This window comes from Streptococcus mitis SK575 (assembly GCF_000257865.1).
Classification (GTDB): Bacteria; Bacillota; Bacilli; order Lactobacillales; family Streptococcaceae; genus Streptococcus; species Streptococcus mitis_CQ.
Map to the genome: position 1 here is coordinate 1 of NZ_AICU01000004.1, position 4049 is coordinate 4049.

1 protein-coding gene is annotated in these 4049 nt (G+C 37.0%); it reads right to left on the minus strand.

The genetic code is table 11. The features are described 5' to 3' along the window. Positions 1-3467: DUF1542 domain-containing protein (locus HMPREF1048_RS02840; protein ID WP_000428624.1), on the minus strand; the 3467-nt coding region annotated here is incomplete at its 3' end. Positions 3468-4049 lie beyond the last annotated feature (582 nt).

Genomic DNA, 4049 nt, shown 5'->3' on the forward strand with positions numbered 1-4049 from the left:
ACTGGATTAACTGCAGTAACTTCATCTACACCTGTTGTCTTAGCTGCATCTACTGCATCTTGAGCTGTTTTAGCTGCTGTTGGTGTAGTTGCTGCATCAGGTTGCTCATTGATTTTCGCTAATTGTGCATCAGCTTTATCTTTCGCTTCATTCTTAGCTGCTGTTTTTTCTTCATCAGTTAAGTCTGTACGCTTATCAATTTCACTATTTTTATCTTCTAATGCTTTCGCAATTGCTTTCTTAGCTTCTGCTTTTGCTACTGGAGTTACATTTGCAACTGCTGTAGTTCCATCTGCTTTAGCTTTATCAACTGCTGCATTTGTAGTTGCATTATCAACTGCAGCTTTTGCTACATCTGCTTGCGCTTTTGCTACTTCTTTCGCTTTAGTTTTCTCTTCTGGAGTTAAATCTGGACTAGCATCGATTTCTTTGTTTTTAGCTGTCAATGCATCGTCGATTGCTTGTTTAGCTTCATCTTTCTTAGCTACTACTGGGTTATCTTTTGCGATTGCACCAGTTCCTGCTGTTTGAGCTTTATCAAGAGCATCTTTTGTTGTAACTTCAGGTTTTGCTATTTCATCAAGAGCTTTTTGTTTATCAGCATTTACTTTTGCAATTGCTGCTGCTTTTTCTTCATCAGTAGCATTTGGAGTTGAGTTAATTGCTGCAATTTGCTTCTCAGCTGCTTTATTAACCTCATCGATAGCTGGTTGTTTGTCTAGAGTTACAAACTCTGATAATGGTCTTGTGTCTTTTGAACCGTCTGTGTATGTTACTACAAGATTTCCTTGGTCATCTTTTGTTACTGAAGCAATTTTAGCATCTTTATCTGTAACTTGAGCATTTTTTGAGATATTCGCATCGTCATTATTTTGATTGTACTCAAGTTGTAGTTTTTCTTTGATTTTAGCTAAGTCAGCTTCTGTTACGTTAGCTGGATCTGCTACTGCAACTTTTTCTGTCGGTGCCTTGATATCGTACTTATCTGTTTGAGATTTAACAACGAATTGAACGTATCCTGGTCTTTGTTGACGTACTGCATTATCAGTTGAAGCATCAAAAGTTTGATCTGATGGCATTGAGCTGGCGTCATCATTATCATTAGCCACGATGAAACTTGTCCATTGGTTTGGAGCTTTAAGAGTTGTAACACCTGTCATCTTGATAGTTGCTGTTCTCTTATCAGCAGATACTGTTCCTTCGCCATTTGTAACTACATCGTTATCAATCTTACCTGTTGTAAATCCATAACCTGCAGTGTTATCACTTCCAATACCACCTGGTCCACGTAGATACAAATCTTTAACTGTTTTTTCGTCTTTACCTGTGAATGTTAGGTCAGTATTCTCACCAGTGTAAACATAGATTTGACGTTTGTCTGCATTTGAGTATGGAAGTTCTACTGTTGGCGCTTTATTTATAAAGTCTGATAATGGTCTTGTGTCTTTTGAACCATCTGTATATGTTACTACAAGATTTCCTTTAGCATCTTTTTCTATTGAAGCAATTTTAGAATTTTGATCTGCAACATCAGCATCTTTTGAGATATTCGCATCGTCATTAGACTTATTGTACTCAAGTTTTAATTTTGCTTTGATTGTATCGAACTCTTCATCTGTTACGTTAGCTGGATCTGCTACTGTAACTTTTTCTGTTGGAGCCTTGATATCGTACTTATCTGTTTGAGATTTAACAACGAATTGAACGTATCCTGGTTTTTGTTGACGTACTGCATTATCAGTTGAAGCATCATAGTTTGCACCTGTCATTGATTTGGCATCATCACTATCTTTAGCTTCAATGAAACTTGTCCATTGGTTTGGAGCTTTAAGTGTTGTAACACCTGTCATCTTGATAGTTGCTGTTCTCTTATCAGCAGATACTGTTCCTTCTCCGTTTGTAACGGCACCGTTATCAATCTTACCTGTTGTGAATCCGTACGCTGCAGCGTTATCATTTGCAACACCACCTGGTCCACGTAAGTATAAGTCTTTAACTGTTGTTTCATCTTTACCTGTGAATGTTAAGTCAGTATTTTCACCTGTATAAACATAGATTTGACGTTTGTCAGCATTTGAATATGGAAGTTCTACTGTTGGTACTGGGTTAGTGCGTGCTACGCTTGCAACTGGAGTAGTGTCTACTGAATCGTCATTATAGGTAACAGTAACTGTTCCGTTGGCAACCGCGATTTCTTTCACTACTGAAGATCTAGGATTTACGACTTCTCCTTTTTTAGACGCTAGTCGAGCATCTTCTGTAGTCGCTTTATCAGAATATTGGATCTTGATTTTCTCTTTGATGTTGTTAATATCAGTTGGAGTTAAGTTATTGATATCTGCAACAGCAACTTTATCTCCCTCTGCTACTGGTTGAATATCGTATTTATATGTTTGAGATTTAACAACTAAATTGAAATAACCAGGAGACGATGGAGTCCTACCTCCAGGTAGTTTAGCTCCAGTAGAATCTTCAAGTTCTAGATATCTTGCTCCCAATACTGCTCGTTGATCTTCAGTTTTTGTGTAAGGTTTAAGCCCTTTAAAAGTATCATTTGGTTTACCAGTGATTTTAATTGTTACTGGACCTTGAGTTTCAGTGATTATTTGATGATAACTCCAACCAAAATCATCTCGTTCAACTTCTTCTTCCTCAGGCTTAGTTGAGCTTTGACCTTTCGCATAAGCTATCGCTGCATCACTTTTCTCTTTTAGTGTGAACTGACCACTTCCAGCTTTAACTGTTGCTCTTTTGATTTTTCCGGCTGTTGAGTTAACTGTAATATTGACATCTGCGTCTTCTTCATTATAAAGGTAAATTTCTTTTCCAGTAGAATACTCCATAGAATAAGTAAAATTACCTTGAGTTTCAGTTGTCTCAGCTCTAAACGCATTATCTTTATCCATCGGTTTCCCGTTACGTTCGTCCTTTGAACCGGTATTTTCGATTGAGTTAGATTCTGGGTTTTTCTCAGTGTTTTCTGCTTTTTTACCTACAGTTTCTTTGCCTTCAGTTGTATCTACTGCTGGAGTTTCTTTTTTCTCTACAGGTTTGTTTTTTAATTTAGAGTTAGCTGTAGTGACAAGTTTGCTGTAAGCTGTCTTTAGTTCAGCTTGAGTAGTTGCGTTCGCTAATGTAGCTTTTGCAGATTCTAGTTCAGCTTTTAATACTGCAACACTTTCCTCAGTTTTGTTATCGTAAGAACCGTTAGAAAGTTTTGTCTCAATTTCTGAAATATAGCTTTCAAGTTGGGTCTTGTCCAAAGCTGGAGTTGCTGGCTGAGCAGTAGCTGTGTCTCCAGGTTGGATTTGATCCGCTTGAACAGATACAGCTCCATTACCTAAGAACATGAAGAGAGCAGCGACCGCTACACTAGCCGCCCCAAAACTATATTTACGGATCGAGTAACGAGTGACCTTCTCACGGTGCAGACGTTCAACACGACTCATAGATGGTTTGTTTTCCATTATTTTCTTTTCTCCTTTTGTGAGGTTAATTAATTTGATTTCCACATGACATCTGTATGTAGAGATCTACGATTTACATTTTATCTTATTTTCAATATATATGCAAATGATTTGATTTAAAATTTTCGCAAAAAAAAAAAGCGTTTTGGGAAAGTAAGGGATTTTCAGATAAATTAGTTTTGTATATTTTCTTGTTTTTGTAAATAAATAATCCGCATATTTTTATAATAAATTTGCTTTTGTTTTAATTCCATCCATAAAGATAGCGCATTCATATAGGATTGGTAGTAAAATAAATAAGTTTGATGGGTGAAACAAACTATTTTTGCACTGCATAAGAAAAAATTATCCGTAAAACATATGAACCAAAAATAAAACATGCTACCTCATTTCGGCAACATGTCATCGTTTTCTACTTACAACAAGGCCTCAAACTCAGCGACGGTCATACCTAATTGCTGGCTAGCTATCTCGGAAGTCAGAAGACCTTGACGTACTAGATTTACTAAACCTACTTTTAATTCCTGTTCAATGCCTTCTTCTCGTCCTTGTTCACGACCCTCTGCACGACCACGTTCAAGA